The organism is Paraglaciecola arctica BSs20135 (genome assembly GCF_000314995.1).
GTDB lineage: Bacteria > Pseudomonadota > Gammaproteobacteria > Enterobacterales > Alteromonadaceae > Paraglaciecola > Paraglaciecola arctica.
Genome location: NZ_BAEO01000029.1, coordinates 119715 through 139256, shown reverse-complemented (window position 1 = coordinate 139256; position 19542 = coordinate 119715). Strand labels below are relative to the sequence as shown.

The window sequence follows — 19542 nt, the reverse complement described above, 5'->3', positions numbered from 1 at the left end:
GAGTGATTTTGAAATTCGTCAGCTTTTTCCAGTATTAAGTAAGCTCTTGTGTATCTTGATCGCTATAGTCCCAGCATCATTTTAATTACTCAGAATTAAAAAGGGCTATAGATGAGAATAAAACATTGGATTATTAGGGCGCTCTGCTGTGCTGGAGTTATAACCCATGTTTACGCCCAGGCCAATGATGCCCAGCAAATTTATGCTAGTTGCTCTGCTTGTCACGGTGAGCAAGGTCAAGGTAACCCAGCCTTGAATGCGCCAGCGATCGCTGGACAATATGATTGGTATTTAAAACGACAACTGCAGCATTTCGCGAATGGCATCAGAGGTAGTCATGCTGAGGATATTCACGGAAAAACCATGGTGCCATTTGCCAAACTGATAACAAACGAGCAACAACAAGTGCTAGCCGTCTATATTAGTCAACTCAAGCCTGTGTCTGCTAATGTTGAGCTAAATGGCGATTTAAAAAATGGTTCGCGCTACTACCAAGCCAAATGTGGTGCCTGTCATGGAGGCAAAGCGCAAGGAAACATCTCCTTTAACGCCCCTAAGTTATCCGCTTTGGATCCTCAATATTTACTCAGACAAATGACTAATTTTAAGCAAGGGATCCGGGGCCAGCACCAAGAGGATAAATGGGGTCGGCAGATGGCCATGATGTCCACAACAGTTTCAGACCAAGAACTTGAAGACATTTTGTTCTTTATTTCCGAGCAAGCTAAATAATGTGTCGCCTGACTGTAGTTGCTAGCTGGTTATGTGCTGCAGTGTTATCTATGTTGTTTTTTCAGGTTAAGGCTGAAGCATTGTCAGCATTTATGCTCTCAGACTCTTGTCCGCCAGGATTTGAATTAACTGCAAAAAATCAATGTCGACTAGTCAATTTTTATCAATTGTATGATTCGGTACAGGGTCGTGGTGTGGGGGGGACACAAACGTCTTTGCCCAAACACCGAGATGGTTTTTCGCCACAACAAATTGATCTCGGTCGAATTTTGTTTTTTGACCCTGCTTTGTCTAAAGATGGCTCGATGTCGTGTGCCAGTTGTCACCAGCCAGACAAAGGTTTTAGTGATGGTTTAGGCAGAAGCAAGGGATTTGATGGGCGACAACTAACACGTTCTGCTCCTTCATTGTGGAATGTAGCATTTTTGGATAAGTTTTATTGGGATGCTAGAGCTAGCACTCTGGAAGAGCAGGCTGTAGGCCCGTTATTTGATGCTAACGAAATGGCCAATTCCCCAGAACAATTATTGGAAACACTTAATGGGAATAGCGCTTATCTGACTCTTTTTAAACAGACTTATCCATTGCGGTCACAGATTGACTTAGATCAGGTTGTTAGTGCATTAACAGCGTTTCAAAGTTCGTTGATATCCCTCAATAGCCGCTACGACCGCTATGCTCATGGCTACCATGAAGCGTTAAATAAAAACGAAATTGCCGGCCTAAATGTTTTTAGATCCTTTGTTGCTAGGTGTGCTGAATGTCATCAACCACCGTTATTTACCAATAATCAAATCGCTGTTATCGGGGTACCTGAAAAAGACGGAAGGCCCTTAGATATAGGAGCGCAGAAAACCTACCAAGCCGCCAAATTAAGGGGCGGATTTAAGGTGCCCACATTACGTAATATCGTTAAAACTAAACCTTATATGCATGCAGGTAACTTTGATGATTTACGAGAGACTGTAGGGTTTTACAACAAAGGGCGAGGGCATGCCATTCCTGAAGGCGAAACACTGCAAATCCACTGGCATATTTGGGAGCCAAATTTAACTGAGCATGAAATGGATCTGATTGTGGAATTTCTTGGCACATTAACAGATGAAGCATTTACCCCAAAAGTGCCAGAAACTGTGCCATCGGGGTTGTCACCAGTGGATGATAACTATCAAAAGCTACATAAAAATAATAATCAAAAATTACTATCAAGAGCGGGAGATTAAGATGCAGACGAGCAAAATTATTACGGTAACTTTAATATTAGCGGCTTTTGCTGGGGGAATTTATCTCGGCAAGGGGAGCGAGGGAACAACCGTCATTACCAATAGCCACAACGGTGCTAGTTACTCGGGCGGGTATGACAAGACTCTGGGGCAACAGAGCAGTAGTACCAAAAAATCTGCGGTATCCGTAAGATCCCAAGAAGGGCAGACCCATGTAGTAAAATCAGGGGATTCAATTATGGACGCCGTAAAAGCAGCCAGCCCTGGAGATACCATTCAGGTTATGCCCGGTACCTACCATGAAACGGTGTATATAGATAAGGACGACATACGGATTATCGGGGTTATTAAGCAAGGAAAACGGGCAACTATGGATGGTAAGGGCGTGCTGAATGATGCCATTTTGTATTCTGGAAACAACATAGTGGTAGAAAATCTGTTGATTACCAAATACAAAGGTAATGGCATCATGGGGCAGGCCGGTAATAACTTTGAAATTCGCAACAATATTATTGTTGATACCGGAATTTACGGTATTTTCCCACAACTGGGTCAAAACGGTATTGTTGAACATAATGTGGTATCAGGGATCGAAGACGCCGCTATTTATATTGGCATGAGTGACAATATACATGTAGCCCATAATGTGGTGTTTGACTCAGTTGCTGGTATTGAAATCGAGAACAGTCGCCACGCGATAGTGGAAAATAATTATGTGTACAATAATACCGGCGGTATTTTGGCCTTTATTACGCCTGGCTTGCCAATAAAAACCACCTTTGATGTCATCATCCGTAATAATTTTATCACCGACAATAACACTGCTAACTTTGGTGCCCCAGGGTCAACGGTTGCAGGTATCCCAGCGGGCACTGGCATTTTAGTGATGGCTGCAGATGAAGTCATCATCGAAGATAATATTATCACCGGAAATAAAACTGCGGCGATCATAATCACCGATCATGAAAACGCACCAAACACTACTATGGACCCGGGATCAGATCCGGTACCAGACAAAATTATGATCCTAAATAACCTGATGGCAAACAACGGTTATGACACTATCGATGAAGTGAAAGCGTTAATGCTAACTGAATTTAAACAGGACAATCCCGACATCATTCAGGTTGGATCCAGTCGTGATAGTTGCATCATCAACCGCCATCGTTATGTCACTGTAGGGGTAAATGATTGGGCAGAATGTGAATTTACCAATACAAGCGAGATCGACAGTTATATTTTGGATGAACCTGTTGCTGCACGAGTTATTGCTGGAAGTGAAAAAGGAAAAATTGCCTACCTTGGCGTATGTGCCGGTTGCCATACTTATACAGGACGAATGATAGGGCCACCTGTTCAAATTATTCAGGCATTGTATATGGATAACCCTCAAGGAGTGGCTGACTACATAAATAGTCCCACTAAAAAACGTGATGACTACCCGGAAATGCCACCACAAAATTATTTGGATGCAGAAACTCGGTTAGCTGTAGCGAATTATATGTTGCAGGTTAAGAGCTGAATGAGTCTTTGAGCTATTAGCTACCTTTAGGTCAATTGTTGGTTATATATGACTGTATACACCGCGCTTGTATACAGTCTACAACGCCGAGCTGCTGAGTTGTTGATGGTTACTCAGTAGTTCAGATAGAACATTCTCTGGGACAGGTTTGGACCAGTAATATCCCTGGCCAATATCGCAACCAAGAGCAACAAGCTTGTTAAGGGTAGCCTCATCTTCTATGCCTTCGGCTACCGTTTTTAAGCCAAGACTTGCGGCCATACTAATGATCGCTTTTACAAGTGACTCGTCATGCTTGGCAACACACAGCGAGGTAATAAAAGATCTGTCGATTTTAAGTGTAGTGGCGTTAAAATTACGAAGATAGCCAAGGTTTGAATAACCTGTGCCAAAATCATCAATGGCTATAGTGATGCCTATTGCAGTTAATGCTTTGAGTTGTTTTTGAATTTGCTCAGTTTCATCAATAAGCAATGATTCAGTTAACTCTAACTCGAGCGCTTCTGGAGGCAATCCTGCATCTCGTAATGCAGACTTAACAGTGTCTTGCAAATGCCCATCTTTGAATTGCATGACTGATAAATTTACAGCTACTCGCAGGTTTGTATAGCCTAGTCGCCTCTGCTGAGCACAGCCAATACATGCCTGCTGCAACACCCAACGACCTAATTCATTAATCAAACCGCTACTTTCAGCTAACGGAATAAATTGATCGGGGCCTATCATAGTGCCGTCGGGTTGCGGCCATCGTAATAGTGCCTCGACAGTAGTAATTTCACCATTGCTCAAATTGACCATAGGCTGATAATAAAGTTTGAACTGCGCTCCATTAAAAGCTGGGCGCAACAATTGCAACAATTTGAATTTGTCATCGCTGGCTTTTTCCAGTTTCTTATCGTAATAGTGATAGGTATTGCGACCCTCTTTTTTAGCCTGATACATTGCAATGTCTGCTCTACGACACAGTTGTTTAAAGTCGGTACCGTCTTTTGGGGCGCAAGCTATTCCCAGCGAGGCAGAAATAATGACCTTATTTTGTAATATTTGGAATTCAACCGCACACTGTTGTATCAAGGATTCAGCTAACTGATTTAATTGAGCGCGGTCATTGGTGCATGGTGTCAGCAACAGAAACTCATCTCCACCAAAACGAATAAGATATTGGTTTGGTTGTAAAAGTTTGCTTAGGCGTTGAGAAAGTTGCTCCAGTAATTGGTCTCCGGCGGCATGTCCTAGAGCATCGTTTACGGGTTTGAAGTTATCCAAATCAAAAAATAAGAGAGCAAGGTTGTGTTGTTTTTTCTGGCAGGCAACTAAAGATTGTGAAAACAACTCTTCGCCATAAAACCTGTTAGGTAAATTGGTCAGAGTATCGTGATGAGCTATATGTTGAATTTCTGCTTGGCTTTGTTTTACTTTGGAATATTCACGCTGCAATGAGAATATCAAGCGCTTAATATCATGTACCAAAATATAAACACTGAACCCTGTAACGACAAAAATCACTAATATAAATACTAGGTGTGACCAGCTTAAAGTGGGAATATTCGGAGTGATAATACCCTGCAACGTTAGCCAAGCGACAAATACACATTGGGCAATCACAAAGGATAAAACCGATAAAAATAAACCCACACCGCCTAGAATAGCTGCGAAGATAAGCAATGCTGGGTATCCAAGAACCGCTAAATCAAATAAGCCTGCACCCGTTATCGCCAGTGCGAACAACATGGTGGTTAAAGAGCCTAGTAAAATATAAGCTGAAGCTAGGGTTTTATGTTTAAAAGCTAAGCCTAATGCCATTAAGACAAAACCTAGACCAGCAGTAAAAATTATTAAGGTAATACTTCTCGCCACTATAAGGGTAGTCATTAACCCGAATGCGCTTGCCCCACAAATTTGCATCAACCTGTAACGACGGATTTGGCTGAATACATCTTTTTCTGCAACTTCCAGCCAAGCATCTATTTGAGGTTTTTTGTTTGGGACCATCTTGTAACCTTTGCAATAGTGGTGATTTACTTTAACGCCTAAATATATAAAAACCAAATGTAGAATACTTACGCACGTCAAAAAGTACTTAACCTGGGTTCGGGTTACTTATAATGACGACTAAATTAAAGCTATGGCGATTGATGAGACTTTATCCATGAGCAGTACGCTTATAATAAGTTGATAAGGCAAATAATGGGATCTCGTTGTAAGTATATTGTGATGTCATGCGGATAATATAGATATCATAAATGCTGTCTAAAGTTGGCGTCAATGCCTTTATTATCAATTATCTAAGTTCTAAAAGTATTTTTTCCCCATAACAATTAATAGTCAACCGGGGTCGGTTCATATTTTTCATTTAATGAAATAAATGATTGCAACCACTAGAAGGTGGCATTCAAAATTAACATTCATATATTTCATTTAAGACCATTCAAAATTTTCAAATCATGAATAAATTCAATAAAAACAATTATTTGTTGGTTGGCATGTTTGTTGCTTTTACGTGTGCATGTACGGTGTGAATATTAGGTAAGTGTATTTAGTTCTCATCACTGAATACCTTACTTTTTGAAACTGGAAGGAAAAAGTCAACGTGAAATTTAAAACCTGTAGGAAAAGTGTAGTGATTGTTGCTGCAATGTTGAGCCTATCAATTCTACCGGCTATTGCAGGAGGTAACGGCAATGGTGTGAGTAAAGGATTATTAGGTCTTAACCTAGAAGAAGTAGTGACCACCTTAGATGCGTCAGAAATAACAACATCTCTAGGTTTACCTTCATTGCCTGTGCTTAACAGTATTTTTGAATTGAACAACGAAATACTAGTCCAAGGGCCTGATATCGGACTGCTTAGACAACTGGTAAAAAAAATTGGTGGTGTAAGTACCCATGATTTGCCTTTGGTAAATGGGATCGGTATTCGTGTTTCAGACCTGCAATTAGCCATATTGAAAAAAATGCCTGGGGTGATTTCTATCACTGAAAACCAGCCAGTTTTTACTTCTAATGCGCTTGATCACTGTTTGGTATATGGAAGTCACGTTGTTGACTTAACTTCAAATAAGATCCGTTGGAACTTATACAACGCAAGAGACATGCAAGCTAACGCTAAACAGATGACATTTACTTGGCCAGAAAACTTAGGCAATGTGCGTTCTGTTAAATTGAATGGCTCAACAGTTTATTGGAGTTTATTCAGCCGTCAAAATGGTGAATTAACCTTAGATGCCCAAGATTTAAGACGTAAAGGTAATCTCGACGCATTCGAAAGCGCCACTGTGGAACTGACTTTTTCACGTTATAAAGCGGGAAATTACAATCAAAGTGATTTCTCAATGAATGTTGAATTTTCAGAAAATTGTGATCGTACTTTAGTGAAAGGTTATGACACTCAAGCAAATGATAACGATAGCAATAGTTATTTTGTGAACAACATTGGCGCCGATGAACTGCACGATCAGGGCATAACAGGTAAAGATGTAACAGTAGCAGTTATCGACAGTGGCCTTTGGGCACAGCACCAAGCATTGAATAAAAACACCAAAAATAGAGACAGGATACTCGCAGCTTATGATGCAATAAGTGACACTGAAGTTAACCCTAACTCAATGACAGATGAAAATAGTCACGGTACACATATAACAGGCATCATTGCCAATAGTGACCACGCAGTAATTGATGGGAAATCTCGTAGTTTCTATCGAGGCGTGGCACCTGATGCTAACTTAGTGGTGGTCAAAGCCTTTTACGAAGATGGTCACAGTACCTATTTGGACGCGCTTCGTGGACTTCAATATATTGCCGATAATCACCAAACACATAATATTCGAGTCGTTAACCTGTCTTTTGGTGCGCCTCCTCGCTCAAATTATTGGGCTGACCCAATCAATCAAGCAGTAATGGGGTTATGGGAAAAAGACATAGTGGTAGTTACTTCTGCAGGTAACACTGGTCCAAAAGCTATGACCATTGGTGTACCGGCTAACGTACCTTATGTCATCAGTGTGGGTGCCATCAGCGATAATTACACCCAAGACAATGCAAATGATGACACTTTACTGTCGTTTTCGTCTCAAGGACCGACCCATGAAGCTTTTATCAAGCCTGATATGGTTGCACCTGGTGGACATATGTTTAGTTTGGCAAACGACGATATGTATGTACCCAGTAAATTTCCACAGTACATGGTAGGCGATGACCGCTTTATTATGTCAGGTACATCACAAGCCTCTGGTGTTGTCAGTGGTGTAGTTGCTTTGATGTTACAAAATGATCCTAGTTTGAGCGCAAATGATGTGAAATGTCGCTTGATGAGCAGTACAACTATGGCTCAAGTAAATGGCAAGTTAGCTTATAGTCCATTCCAACAAGGTTCAGGTAGTGTTAATGCCATAAAAGCGGTTGAATCTACCCGCACAGGTTGCGCTAACAACGGCATGGACATTGCGGCAGACTTAAGCGGTGAGCAGCATTACATGGGGGCAGCTCGAAAAGACGCAAATGGAAACTACTACATCAAAGGTTTCGAATTTGAAGTTTGGGAAGAAGCCTTTATGTGGGACGAGGCTTTCATGTGGGATGAAGCCTTCATGTGGGACGAAGCTTTCATGTGGGATGAAGCCTTTATGTGGGACGAAGCTTTTATGTGGGATGAGGCCTTTATGTGGGACGAAGCTTTCATGTGGGATGAGGCCTTTATGTGGGACGAGGCTTTCATGTGGGATGAAGCTCACATGAATCAAGAGAACTTCATGCTACAAGAATAACCTGATACCAAGTTTTAAGCCGCCATAACCATGAGGCTAACCTCATGGTTATGGCGGTACATTTTGTACTCCCCTCACTTTAAATTTTTAGTAATCTAATTTCACCCAGCCAGCAGTTTCCTAATACCTAACAAAAAGGGGTAAATATTTTTAACATTTTAATGGCACAACAACCAACAACCATAGTATTAATTATCAACACAAAGAGGCTGTTTCAATGGCTATGTGTTGGCATCGTAAAGTCTTTGCGTTAATCTAGATTATTATAATTAAAAGAATAAGACGTTATTTGGCTATGTTTACAACTGGAAAATTTTGGTTCGTATTTTTCCTATTCTGCAGTATTACGATCCACGCTGCACAGAGCCCTAACTTTAGTTTTACTCCCGCTGAACTCAGTGACCAATTGTCACAAAAAACAGTGCGCCAGATTTATCAGGACAGTACCGGTTATTTGTGGATCGTGACTCAAGAAGGCGTTAGTCGTTATGATGGCTATCAGCTGCTTAGTTTTATACATGACTCGCGCAAATCTGACTCACTCAGTTCTGACAATGTGCGCGCGGTGTTGGAGGATCATGGTAAACGTTTGTGGGTTGCTACAGACGGTGGTGGACTAAACTTATACAATTCTGCAAAGCAAACATTCTCTGCTTTGAAACAAGGTTCTAACCTAGCTATAACACCCACATCTAACAAAATCCGCAGTATGGCCCTTGATAAGTCGGGTTATATTTGGCTGGGTTATTATGATGGTAACTTTAGCCGCTTTAACCCAAACGATATGGTGTTTGAACACTTCGAAACCCGTGTGCTTTTGCCCAACTTGAAAAAAGGTGCTGCGGTAACATCAATTATTGAAGATGGCAGTAATATTTGGTTAGCGACAGATGGTAACGGCTTACTCAAGCTTGATAAGCAAAATAAAGAATTAACACGCATTCACAGCAACTCACCCGAACCTTTGTTTAGCGACCGTTTAACTAAGCTATTCATCGATGCGCAGCAGCGACTATGGCTAACCAGTTTTGATGCTGGTGTGAGTGTGCTGGATCCACAACGCATTAAATTTACTACTTTTGAACATCATGATGAACAACCAAATAGTCTCGCAGCGAATCTAGTTCACACTATATATCAAGATCAAAGGCAACGTATTTGGCTTGGAACAGATGTAGGGGCAAGTCTATGGGATGGACGAACTAAATTTACTACTTTTAAAGTCGATGATGGATTGATTAACAATAAAGTATTGTCAATCTTACAAGATCCATCGGGCTTGATGTGGTTTGGTACCTACAATGGCATTAGCAAAAGTATAGAGGTGCCCTTTGAACATATCGATACTGGCTTGGCTAGTAACGTTATTCTGGGGTTTGCAGAAACCCTGTCATCAAAAGGTGAACGCGCTATTTGGGTTGCCAGTTACGGCGGGATAACCCGGTTAAATACCAATGGTGAAGTGCAGGAGGTCATTAATAAAAATAGTGAACCAGCTCTTAGAGACGCACGAATAATGACAGTACGCGGTGATAATAACATATTGTGGTTTGGCTCTCGGAATGGGGGCTTAGGACGACTAAATGTCGACAACATGCAAATTGACTACTTTGTACACGATGCAGAAAATCCAAGCAGCTTAAGTTTTAACGGCGTCACTAGTATTTTGCCCGATCATCAAGGCAACGTTTGGGTAGGAACCTTTGGTGGTGGTTTGAACTATCTAGCCGCAGGGGCAAATAATTTTGTACATTATCGCTTTGACGAAAATAATCCAAGAAGTCTCAACAGTGACCGGGTTTTAGCTGTTTATCAACTTGTAGACGGTACAATAGTAGTGGGCACTGGGTTGGGCATTAATATGTTAGATCCGTTAAGTTTGGACTTCGACCGTATTGAGCACCAAGCAGAAAATTTTGATAGTTTTTCGGCTTCAATGGCTTGGGCATTTCATCAAGATCCAAAGGCGCAGCTCTGGGTAGGAACCCAAGGTGGTGGTTTAAATAAGTGGACCCCTCAAGACTTTTCAGCCTTGAACAATAAGTTTACTCATTATGATAGTTTTAGTGGTTTACCAAGCAGTCATATTTACGCCATCCTAGATGATGACAATGGGAATTTATGGTTAAGCAGCACCGCGGGTTTAACGCGGTTAGACCCAGATACCGGAAAAGTACGACATTTTGATACCTCACAAGGGTTAAAAAATAGCGAGTTTAATTTCGGCGCGGGATTCAAAGATAGTAAAGGCTTTATGTATTTTGGCGGCAATACCGGCGTAGTGCGCTTTCACCCTGATGACATCAAAGACAGTGCTGTTATACCACCTGTGGTTTTGGTGCGTGTTAAAAAACTTAATGAGCAGGTATGGTTTGACGTGCCTTATCAGCATTTACAAAAGTTAGAATTGGATTATAAAGATTATTTTATTTCCTTTGAGTTTGCTGCCCTTGATTATAACTCCCCTGGTTTAAATGAATACCGTTATAAACTTGAAGGATTGGATCCAAATTGGATTGAATTAGAACACCGTCGTATCGCGACTTTTACAAATTTGCCATCCGGTGAATATGTGCTCAAAGTGCAGGCCAGTAATAATCAGGGCTTGTGGAACACCGAAGGGGTAGATCTACCAATTCACGTTTTGCCTCCTCCTTGGAAAACCTTGTGGGCTTATAGCCTATATGCACTATTTGTGTTGCTAATTGTACTTAATTTTGTATGGCGATATCGTCGAAAACGACTACGAGAAATGCAACATTTAGTCGAGTTGGAAGAAAAAGTAGAAGAACGCACCAAAGAGTTACGTCATGCTAATACGCAGCTTAAACACGCTATGGAAGAAACCGACAAAGCCCGCAAACTTGCAGAACAAGCAAGTAAAGAAAAAAGTGACTTTTTAGCGATCATGAGCCATGAGATACGCACACCTATGAATGGCGTGCTGGGTATGACAGAAGTGTTATTAAGTTCAGATTTGAAACCTAAACAACAACACTTTGCGCAGTTGGTGTATCGCTCTGGTAGATTACTACTCGACTTGCTAAATAACATTTTGGATTTTTCAAAGTTAGAAGCGGGTAAAGCAACCTTAGAATCATTGCCCGTTAACTTAGAAGCTTTGCTCGAAGAGGTATGTGATTTATTTAGTGAAGCTGCCTATAACAAAGGTTTGCAAATTAATGCGATTTTATCGGATGAAACTTTACCGCAAGTTTATGCCGATCCTGCAAGATTGCGGCAAATCATCGCAAACTTAACCAGTAATGCCATAAAATTTACCGAAAGTGGCGAGGTGAATGTCAGTATTAAACGTGTGGCTTGTTACAGTAGAAATCCACAGATAATAGCCAGTGATGTCAATTACAGTGGTTTTGTTTTTTGTGTACAAGATACCGGAATCGGCATGGCGCCAGATCGCCAGCAAAAAGTGTTCGAAATGTTCACCCAGGCTGATGCATCTACCACCAGAAAATATGGCGGAACAGGGTTAGGCCTAGCTATTTGTAAACAATTAACCGCCCTGATGGGAGGGAACTTAAGGTTGCAATCAAATGTTGGTGAAGGCAGCCGATTTAGTTTGGAAGTTGATTTACCTCTTACTGACAACCCATTGGTTGAGCCAGAGCCTATTGTAGACTGTCCCATTGTACATCTGGTCAATTTATCAGGCGGCCTAGGTAAATCTATTGAAACCATGTTAAGTAAATTAAAAATACAAGTGGTACACGTTTCACGAATAAAGACAGAATTGGCAACCGCAAAAAACGGCTTGTGGATCAGCCAAGCTGAATACCAAACTGCATTACAAGAATCGGGGATCTCTTTGGCGAACTGGATATGTTTGTTGCCTACTTCACAATGGCAAGATAACGACAACCGTAATATTTTGCCTCTTCCAATGCATTACAGGGGTTTACAGAAAAGCTTATGTCGAGCCTTAGGCATTGAAAATGATGATCAGGATCGTCTCGATAAAGAACACCGTAATCATCAAGATTTCAAGGCTAATATTCTGGTGGCGGAAGATAGCCTAACCAACCAAGAAGTAGCTAAGAGCATGCTGGGACTGTTGGGTTGTGAAATATGGTTAGCAGATAACGGCGCCGAAGCCGTTGAACAGGTAAATTTACAGCAACCGGATTTAATCTTAATGGATTGCCAGATGCCAATAATGGACGGTTACGCTGCAACTAAGGAAATCCGTAAAAATTGGCCGGATATTCCTATTGTTGCACTTACCGCTGGCATGGGAGATAACCTGAGGCAGCAATGTATTGATTCGGGCATGAATGAAATTATGTCTAAACCTTACTCGCTGCAAGAATTAGAGCGAACCTTAACTCAATTTTTAGCTATGCCCTTTGGTCCAAAAAATTCACAAATAAAGGAACAGCAAGAGCCAAATATCGATATCAAACTTGATGTAGATGAAGGGCAATCTGTGGGTCAGCCAGCAAATGAATTAGATTTATTAGATATTGGGACCATAGAGGCCTTGTTAAAAATATCTAAAGATACGGGCAATCCGGTGTTCGACCGGGTGCTTGATGCATTTACCCAAGAGGCCAAGAAACTTGTTTTTGAGCTTGAAGAGCAGGTTAACGCTGATAAACCTGATTTTGCTGCTGTTGGTGAAATCGCTCATGCCCTTAAATCTATGTCTGGTAATGCTGGAGCCAAAGCCTTGTTTGAATTTAGCAAGGATCTCGAACAAAAAATGAAAAATTCTCAAACTGACAATATTGATCTATTGTCGCAGCGCATTCAGGAGACTTTTAATATTAGTTGCGAAAAATTGGAGACGTTCAGACATGTTGAATGAAGCGAAAATTCAAATATTAGTCTGTGACGATGACCTCACTGCGCGGATCTTAATGAAAGAAACCCTTTCTAGCAATACGATTGAAGTGCTAGAAGCTGAAAATGGCAAAAGGGCAATTGAACAATTCGAGAAACATAATCCAGCATTACTTTTGTTAGATGTATCTATGCCAAAAATGAATGGCTTTGAGGTGTGCAAATACATTCGTGCCCATGAAAAAGGCCAACATATTCCGATTATAATGGTGACTGGCTCAGATGATTTGGAGTCAATCCATAAGTCATACGCAGTAGGGGCCACTGATTTCATCGCGAAGCCTATTAAATGGGCAATTCTTGGGGAGCGAGTTAAATATATATTACGAGCCAGCCAGGCTTTTGCGGACTTGGTGATCCAGAAGCAAGAGCTTCATCAACTGGCGTTTTACGACACCTTAACTGGTTTACCTAACCGTCAGTACTTAATGCAAGATTTAAAACGTCATTTGGCGATGGCTAAGCGCAATGAATACCAAACCGCTATGTTATTTATTGATCTTGACCGCTTCAAACGTATCAACGATACCATGGGCCATAGTTATGGTGACAAGTTGTTACGCAAGGTGGCGAATCGGCTACAGGCAAATCTAAGGGACAGTGATATGTTTGCCCGTACAAATCACGATGAGGGATCAAAAGGGACACAGTTGTCCAGTTTTGGAGGTGATGAGTTTACGATCTTTCTGAGTCGCTTAAACGCTCCTAATGAAGCAATGTTGGTGGCAGAAAGAGTGATCCGCAGTTTCAGTACACCGTTTCAATTAGAACAGTTTGAAGTAGTGATTACCCCAAGCATCGGTATTTCTGTGTTTCCTAATGATGGAGATGACGCCGAAACCCTGCTTAAAAATGCTGATACCGCTATGTATTTTGCAAAGGAATCTGGACGCTGTTGTTATCGATTTTATCAAGAATCTATGAACTCCAAAGCGGCTGCTCGTCTACAGCTAGAGCAAGACTTACGCAAGGCATTGGACAATAATGAAGTTATACCTTTTTACCAGCCTCAGATTTGCGCACAAAGTGGACGTATCGTTGGTGTTGAAGCTTTAGCCCGATGGATAACCCCCCAGGGGCAACCTGTTTTTCCGGATGAATTTATTCCCATTGCCGAGGAAACCGGAATGATCATCAAATTGGGCCATCAGATACTCCAACATGCATGCCAACAAGCCAAAATTTGGTTGGATAGCGGTTATGCCATTCGAGTGGCGGTAAACGTATCCGGACATCAATTTAAGCAGTCTGATTTTCCAGAAGTTATAAAAAAAATTGCTGCTAGAGTCTCAAATACCGGCTTCCTTGTTGGAATTAGAACTCACCGAGTCGGTAATTATGAGTGATGCTGCAGAAAATATTGCCCGACTAAAAGAATTAAAAGCTTTGGGGATTACCTTGGCAGTAGATGATTTTGGTACTGGGTATTCATCCTTGAGTTATCTGAAGAAATTCCCTATTGATATACTTAAAATTGATCGTTCTTTTATGTGTGATATCAATTCTCCTCCAGATGACATCGCCGTTGTCGAGGCTATTTTAGCCTTAGCGTCGAGCTTAAATTTGAGCGTTATTGCCGAAGGTATCGAATACAGTGGGCAGATCACTACTTTGCAAAACACTAAAAAATTACTGCTGCAAGGATATCTGTTCTCGCGGCCTGTGCCGGCAGAATCTATTTCCCCCTTGTTGCAACAAGACTTCAAACATTTGATGCCACAATGATTAATCAAACTCATGTCATTTTGCCTGTTGCTGACGATCTAGAAAGTATTTTATTTTATGTGGAAGAGCTAAAAAGCCCCTTCACTTCTGAATTAAAGAGACTGGTTACTAACACCGAGTTTAAGATTGAGATTGTTGCGCTCAGTACAATTAATAAGGATGTTGCAACATTAGAGTTGAACTCACAACAACCCCTTCTAGTGGCCTGTCATAATCTAGACGATGCCATATTATTAACCGCAAAATATGCATTGTTAGAGCGCCAAGTCTATTGGTTGCCTGCTGATACAACGGGGTTGCAAGTCAGTCAATTAAACCCTGGACATCAAATTGTTGATTGGCGAGCTTGCGGAGTATTGACCGTGTTGTTGCAACTGCTAAAACAGCAGAACAAGATTACTCAGGACAAGAAGTATGTAGAGCATAAGCTCACATTGTTGTCGAATTGCCTAGGTGATTTGTCACTTACTTTAAGCGCACAGGGTAACATTATTGATATTAATCTAGAGTTAATGTCTTTGATGCGCAGCAAAGGACCTGGTGCGATAGGACAAAATTGGCTCGATAGTTTACATATTCCATCAAGAACCGCAAAAAACCGAATGCAGCATATTTTGGCTGACTTGAGCCATACCCACTCTATGACCAGATTGCCGCCTTTCCCTATTCAGTTGCATAACACGGTAATGATGGTCGACGGCTTTGTAGGTCCTTTACCCAACAACGAGAGCATAGTCATTTTACGCCAAGTCGCTAGTTGGCAGAGTCATGAATGGATTGAACAACAGAATAAACGAAGAACACCGGTCTCACTATTGTTAGTTAATCCTGATGACTTTGCCGAGTTTAATCGGGTATATGGTCGTGATCTTGGTGATCAAGTGCTGAGTGAAATCATCCAAAGCATGAATGAGGTTTTGCGTGACGACGACTTTGCCAGTCGTTTTAGCGGTGCAGTATTTGCGGCCCATTTACCGGAAACAAATGAACAACAGGGACAAATTTTGGCTGCTCGCATGTTACAGGTGCTGCGCAGTAAGTCATTTTCAAGCAAGAATGTAAAATTAACCTTTAGTTTTGGCCTAGCCACTCTGGAAGCTGAAGAGCAATTGGGTGAGCAATCACCATTAGAATTATTTCGAAGGGCTAATGCGGCCTTACAAGCTGCGCGCAGTGTAGGCGGCGGAAAACTAGTTAGTTGGCAACCTCAATTTGATGCCAATATTTTAGCCAATTTAGACCGTATGAGTGGGAAATTTTCTGAAGCTCCTAATGATGATTTCAGATTAATGAATTTGCAGTGGGAAATTATTCGTTTAATCGGCAGCACACACTCATTAGATTCATTTTCCACCCAAGTCTGTCAGTTATTGAGTTCTGGTTTGCAAAGCGAATTTGCGGGCTTGTATATGAAACAGGGTAATGATTTAAGCAATTTATCTTGCAGTACAACTAGCGCTACCTTTGATGTCCAAAAAATTCATCATTGGGTACAAAGCAGTATTAAACTTGGCTCCCCTAAAAGGGATATAATCCAACCAATTGCAGGTCTTACATCCACTGCGGGTGTGGTCATTCCCCTAGTAACACGAGAGCAATGTTTGGCGGTTTTGGTGGTTTGTTGGCCACTTGAAGCTAAACATGAAGTTCAAAAATGTAGTGAACAGCTTGAGCAAATTTCACCAAATTTAGCCGCCGCACTAGATCGCATTATTCTTCTTGAGCAAGAACAAAATAGACGTTCGGTGACGGATACGAATAATTCTAGCGGCCATGAGTTATTATTTGAATCGGCTGTTATGCGCACCTTGATGCATCAAGTGCAACTTGTTGCTCCTACCGATGCATCTGTGTTGATTATTGGTGAGTCTGGTACGGGTAAAGAGGTGATTGCTGAGCAGATACACAACCAAAGTTTACATCCAGATAAGCCCTTTATTACCGTTGATTGCTCAACAATAGTTGAGCACCTTATTGAAAGTGAGTTATTTGGGCACAGAAAGGGAGCATTTACGGGAGCAACGAATACGCAACCTGGTAAAATTGCACAGGCTGACGGCGGCACATTATTTCTTGACGAAGTGGGGGAGTTACCTTTAGATATTCAGTCAAAATTATTGCGATTTGTTCAAGAAAAAACCTTCGTGGCAGTAGGGGACCAGCGAGTTAGAAAAGTGGATGTACGTTTGGTTCTCGCGACCAATCGAAATTTACCAGACGAAGTAGCTGCAGGACGTTTTCGTGCTGACTTGTATTACAGGATCAACGTATTCACCGTGAATTTGCCAGCCCTGAAGCAACGCGGCGAGGATCCCGTGTTATTGTCTCGGCACTTTTTGCGCAAATTTAATCGGCAGTATAAAAAGGATATTAGCGACTTTTCCGAGGCGGCACTGGAAAAATTACGCACTTATTCATGGCCTGGTAACGTCCGAGAACTAAAAAATTGTATGATGCGCGCAGTGATCCTTTGTTCGGGTCATTATGTGGGGCCGGAGCATCTTGTATTGCAACAGGAAACTGAAGAAAGTGAGACTACTAATATAACTCTTCCAGCGGATGCGGGCCTTGCAGTCATGGCGAATTCGCAGGAAGACGACTTAACTCAAATTTCTGCATTAATGAGTAACTTAGTGGACGTGGCAGTTCAGCAGACTGAGATGTTTTCGGTCAGCAACTGGTTAGAAAAACATTGGTTATCCAGATGTGTCGTTAAATGGGGCAGCTTGTATCAAGTCGCACTACACCTTAACCAATCAGAGTCAACGATACGGCGACGTTATGCCAAGCTAAATGAATTGGTTTTTGAACATCCAGAGCTTCAGGAAATGGCAGTGAACTGTCACCGGCTTTTAGATAATGCCCTACAAGGCAATACTCACAGTACGTTATGGCAAACAATCGAAGCATCACTGCATTCAATAGTGCTGCAGCGAGACGTTAGTCAGCAACAAAAAGCTAAACTATTGAATGTGACCCAGCCAACTCTACGTAAAATTATTCAGCAAACTCAAATGATACCTTAAGCTTGATTTAATGGTGTCTGTTTAGCTTAGGACTTCAAGTCATTCGGTGGTTTCTTATGGGGTATCATTACTAAAGTAAAAAGTAATACGCCCACAAGCCTACTGTCAATGTTGCAATGATATTGAGCACCACGCCGGTTCGCACCATCTCAGATTGTTTAATTAGACCAGTTCCAAAGACTATCGCATTGGGTGGTGTTGCCACTGGCAACATAAAGGCGCAAGACGCCCCAATACCTATAACCAATACCAGTACATCGTTCGGTAATCCCATTTGCTCAGCAATCGCTGCAAATACGGGAATTAATAGTGCGGCTGAGGCTGTATTGGAGGCAAATTCAGTTAAGAAAATAATAAATGCTGATATCGAAATCATAATGACAATGAGCGGTGCATCAGAAAGTCCGTTAGCGACGGTTTCTCCCAGAACTAAAGAAGCGCCTGAAACATTTAAAATTGTTGATAATGCTATTCCACCACCAAATAACATCAGCACGCCCCAGTCGGTATTGTCAGATACTTTCTTCCATGAAACTAATCCAAAACTGACTACCGCTGCGGCTGCTGACAACGCAATAATGGCATCTGTATCGGAGAGGTCGAACATTGCCTCAATTTTGTTTGAGAATAACCAGCTCAAGGCAGTCAAAATAAATACCATAATGGTCACGACCCTTGGTTTAGTCCAGGCAATAGGCTCTTCTTGTTTAAAAGTAACCTTACGATTGAGATTCGGTTTAAGGACAAGATACATGGCGCCTAGTAACAACGGCAAAAGTACTAACATCATGGGAATACCAAACTTCATCCAATCAACAAATGAAAGATCCAAAGCTTTGGCCGCAAGTGCATTTGGCGGTGAACCTACTATGGTTCCTAAACCACCTAAGCTAGCGGAGTAAGCGATACCCAAAAGTACAAATACAAAGGTGCCTCTATCCTTTTTGCGGTCAACCTGAGTTAAAATTCCAATTGCCAATGGCAGCATCATCGCGGCGGTCGCTGTATTCGATATCCACATCGATAAAAACGCTGTCACTGCAAATATCAAAAATACCGCGGTATTTAGTTTGCCACCTGACATCGATAATATTTTTAAGGCAATTTTTTTATCTAGTTGCTGCACATGTAAGGCTGCCGCCAAGGCAAAGCCTCCGAAAAATAAATAGATAGTCGGGCTCGCAAAACTTTGTAATCCAATTTTTGCATTAAAATTTGGTATGCCAATTAGCGCGCCTACTATCACTACTAACAGCGCGGTTATGGTCACGTGTAATGCTTCGGTTAACCACAACACACCAATAAAGAACAACATAACCAGGCCTTTATTGGCATTTATGTCAAAAGGAAGCCAATGATAAATAACCACACTGGTAAGCGCCGCCATGGCAACGATCAGCAGACCTTTTCCTGTACCCTTTGGAAAGGTGTTATTTAATAAATGCTCTTCACCTGTGGAACGAAGACTGTTATCTGATTTTGGTTCTGACATTAAGATGCCTTATCTTATTACGCCTAAATTACTGGCGTTTGCTAAATCTTATTTTCAATTTCGCAAGCGTAACGCCCCTTGAAATATTTACCAAGCCACCCATTGCATTTTTATTCCCTTATTTGCTAGGACAGGAGTGAGTCTTTAATTTTCTATGATTTTGGGATACACGACTGCTTTAGGAGCTTAAGTGGGTAAAC

Annotated in this window: 10 protein-coding genes; 8 read left to right on the top strand and 2 right to left on the bottom strand. The window is 41.5% G+C overall.

Annotated features, from left to right (window positions below; genetic code table 11):
- The first annotated feature begins 111 nt into the window (after nucleotides 1-111).
- Genes GARC_RS11490 through GARC_RS11480 form a run of 3 tightly spaced genes read left to right on the top strand, consistent with a single transcriptional unit; the run spans nucleotide 112 to nucleotide 3477 of the window.
- Nucleotides 112-732, top strand: coding sequence for a c-type cytochrome (locus GARC_RS11490; protein WP_007620082.1), 621 nt, complete (start codon nucleotides 112-114; stop codon nucleotides 730-732).
- A complete protein-coding gene (locus tag GARC_RS11485) occupies nucleotides 732-1955 on the top strand; it encodes a cytochrome-c peroxidase (protein ID WP_007620081.1) in 1224 nt (407 codons plus the stop codon). The genes GARC_RS11490 and GARC_RS11485 overlap by 1 nt, the downstream gene beginning before the upstream one ends.
- A gap of 1 nt (nucleotide 1956) precedes the next feature.
- Nucleotides 1957-3477: a parallel beta-helix domain-containing protein gene (locus GARC_RS11480; protein WP_039989399.1), complete on the top strand. Its 1521-nt coding sequence runs from the start codon at nucleotides 1957-1959 to the stop codon at nucleotides 3475-3477.
- A 78-nt stretch (nucleotides 3478-3555) separates the two neighbouring features.
- On the opposite strand, the gene GARC_RS11475 is transcribed toward GARC_RS11480, so the two are convergent.
- Nucleotides 3556-5469 carry a putative bifunctional diguanylate cyclase/phosphodiesterase gene (locus GARC_RS11475; RefSeq protein ID WP_007620079.1) on the bottom strand — a complete coding sequence of 638 codons (1914 nt, stop codon included), beginning with the start codon at nucleotides 5467-5469 and terminating at the stop codon, nucleotides 3556-3558.
- Between the two features lie 598 nt (nucleotides 5470-6067).
- Between GARC_RS11475 and GARC_RS11470 the strand changes: the two genes are divergently transcribed.
- The 5 genes from GARC_RS11470 to GARC_RS11455 all read left to right on the top strand — a co-directional run bounded on the left by GARC_RS11470 (nucleotide 6068) and on the right by GARC_RS11455 (nucleotide 17850).
- A complete protein-coding gene (locus GARC_RS11470; protein WP_052151495.1) occupies nucleotides 6068-8239 on the top strand; it encodes a S8 family peptidase in 2172 nt (723 codons plus the stop codon).
- A 295-nt stretch (nucleotides 8240-8534) separates the two neighbouring features.
- Nucleotides 8535-13064, top strand: coding sequence for a two-component regulator propeller domain-containing protein (locus GARC_RS11465; protein WP_039989398.1), 4530 nt, complete (start codon nucleotides 8535-8537; stop codon nucleotides 13062-13064).
- On the top strand, nucleotides 13054-14445 hold the full coding sequence (locus GARC_RS27300) for a two-component system response regulator (RefSeq protein WP_264370921.1): 1392 nt from the start codon (nucleotides 13054-13056) through the stop codon (nucleotides 14443-14445). Before GARC_RS11465 ends, GARC_RS27300 begins: the two co-directional genes overlap by 11 nt.
- The gene (locus tag GARC_RS27570; RefSeq protein ID WP_264370920.1) at nucleotides 14438-14824 is read left to right on the top strand and encodes an EAL domain-containing protein; all 387 of its coding nucleotides are present in this window, start codon (nucleotides 14438-14440) and stop codon (nucleotides 14822-14824) included. The genes GARC_RS27300 and GARC_RS27570 overlap by 8 nt, the downstream gene beginning before the upstream one ends.
- The gene (locus GARC_RS11455) at nucleotides 14821-17850 is read left to right on the top strand and encodes a sigma 54-interacting transcriptional regulator (RefSeq protein WP_007620075.1); all 3030 of its coding nucleotides are present in this window, start codon (nucleotides 14821-14823) and stop codon (nucleotides 17848-17850) included. Before GARC_RS27570 ends, GARC_RS11455 begins: the two co-directional genes overlap by 4 nt.
- Nucleotides 17851-17920: 70 nt before the next feature.
- On the opposite strand, the gene GARC_RS11450 is transcribed toward GARC_RS11455, so the two are convergent.
- Nucleotides 17921-19342 (bottom strand): SLC13 family permease, encoded by a 1422-nt coding sequence (locus tag GARC_RS11450; protein ID WP_007620074.1) that lies wholly within the window; start codon nucleotides 19340-19342, stop codon nucleotides 17921-17923.
- Between the last annotated feature and the right edge of the window lie 200 nt (nucleotides 19343-19542).

Coding starts and splice junctions, on each gene's coding strand:
- GARC_RS11490 (WP_007620082.1), top strand. CDS start 112: ATGAGAATAAAACATTGGATTATTAGGGCGCTCTGCTGTGCTGGAGTT.
- GARC_RS11485 (WP_007620081.1), top strand. CDS start 732: ATGTGTCGCCTGACTGTAGTTGCTAGCTGGTTATGTGCTGCAGTGTTA.
- GARC_RS11480 (WP_039989399.1), top strand. CDS start 1,957: ATGCAGACGAGCAAAATTATTACGGTAACTTTAATATTAGCGGCTTTT.
- GARC_RS11475 (WP_007620079.1), bottom strand. CDS start 5,469: ATGGTCCCAAACAAAAAACCTCAAATAGATGCTTGGCTGGAAGTTGCA.
- GARC_RS11465 (WP_039989398.1), top strand. CDS start 8,535: ATGTTTACAACTGGAAAATTTTGGTTCGTATTTTTCCTATTCTGCAGT.
- GARC_RS27300 (WP_264370921.1), top strand. CDS start 13,054: ATGTTGAATGAAGCGAAAATTCAAATATTAGTCTGTGACGATGACCTC.
- GARC_RS27570 (WP_264370920.1), top strand. CDS start 14,438: ATGAGTGATGCTGCAGAAAATATTGCCCGACTAAAAGAATTAAAAGCT.
- GARC_RS11455 (WP_007620075.1), top strand. CDS start 14,821: ATGATTAATCAAACTCATGTCATTTTGCCTGTTGCTGACGATCTAGAA.
- GARC_RS11450 (WP_007620074.1), bottom strand. CDS start 19,342: ATGTCAGAACCAAAATCAGATAACAGTCTTCGTTCCACAGGTGAAGAG.